This is a genomic window from Lacrimispora amygdalina, from assembly GCF_003432035.1.
Classification (GTDB): Bacteria; Bacillota; Clostridia; order Lachnospirales; family Lachnospiraceae; genus Lacrimispora; species Lacrimispora amygdalina.
In genome coordinates, this window is record NZ_QOHO01000158.1 from 1 (window position 1) to 1,045 (window position 1,045).

Below are 1,045 nucleotides of genomic sequence, written 5' to 3' on the forward strand. Positions count from 1 at the left end.
GGGGAACACTCAGGCACGCGGTCTGCGCACCTATGGCTGCATTCAGGATGCGGACGCACAGCGCGAAGGCATTAACGCCTCTGCCCGTTACCCGAAAAACTGGGTGACCACCGGCGATCCGGCGCGTGAGTTCACCATGATTCAGTCAGCACCGCTGATGCTGCTGGCTGACCCTGATGAGTTCGTGTCCGTACAACTGGCGTAATCATGGCCCTTCGGGGCCATTGTTTCTCTGTGGAGGAGTCCATGACGAAAGATGAACTGATTGCCCGTCTCCGCTCGCTGGGTGAACAACTGAACCGTGATGTCAGCCTGACGGGGACGAAAGAAGAACTGGCGCTCCGTGTGGCAGAGCTGAAAGAGGAGCTTGATGACACGGATGAAACTGCCGGTCAGGACACCCCTCTCAGCCGGGAAAATGTGCTGACCGGACATGAAAATGAGGTGGGATCAGCGCAGCCGGATACCGTGATTCTGGATACGTCTGAACTGGTCACGGTCGTGGCACTGGTGAAGCTGCATACTGATGCACTTCACGCCACGCGGGATGAACCTGTGGCATTTGTGCTGCCGGGAACGGCGTTTCGTGTCTCTGCCGGTGTGGCAGCCGAAATGACAGAGCGCGGCCTGGCCAGAATGCAATAACGGGAGGCGCTGTGGCTGATTTCGATAACCTGTTCGATGCTGCCATTGCCCGCGCCGATGAAACGATACGCGGGTACATGGGAACGTCAGCCACCATTACATCCGGTGAGCAGTCAGGTGCGGTGATACGTGGTGTTTTTGATGACCCTGAAAATATCAGCTATGCCGGACAGGGCGTGCGCGTTGAAGGCTCCAGCCCGTCCCTGTTTGTCCGGACTGATGAGGTGCGGCAGCTGCGGCGTGGAGACACGCTGACCATCGGTGAGGAAAATTTCTGGGTAGATCGGGGTTCGCCGGATGATGGCGGAAGTTGTCATCTCTGGCTTGGACGGGGCGGACCGCCTGCCGGTAACCGTCGCCGCTGAAAGGGGGAGGGATGGCCAACACAGGTCTAGAGCAG

The 1,045-nt window shown here is 58.7% G+C and carries 3 protein-coding genes; all 3 read left to right on the top strand.

Annotated elements, in window-relative coordinates; translation table 11 throughout:
• On the top strand, positions 1 to 205 hold a 205-nt coding region (locus DS742_RS28425), incomplete at its 5' end, for a major capsid protein (RefSeq protein WP_072163162.1).
• 29 nt (positions 206 to 234) lie between these two features.
• Positions 235 to 645: a DNA-packaging protein FI gene (locus DS742_RS28430; RefSeq protein WP_437126237.1), complete on the top strand. Its 411-nt coding sequence runs from the start codon at positions 235 to 237 to the stop codon at positions 643 to 645.
• 11 nt (positions 646 to 656) lie between these two features.
• Positions 657 to 1,010, top strand: coding sequence for a head-tail joining protein (locus tag DS742_RS28435; RefSeq protein WP_117420264.1), 354 nt, complete (start codon positions 657 to 659; stop codon positions 1,008 to 1,010).
• Positions 1,011 to 1,045: the final 35 nt, after the last annotated feature.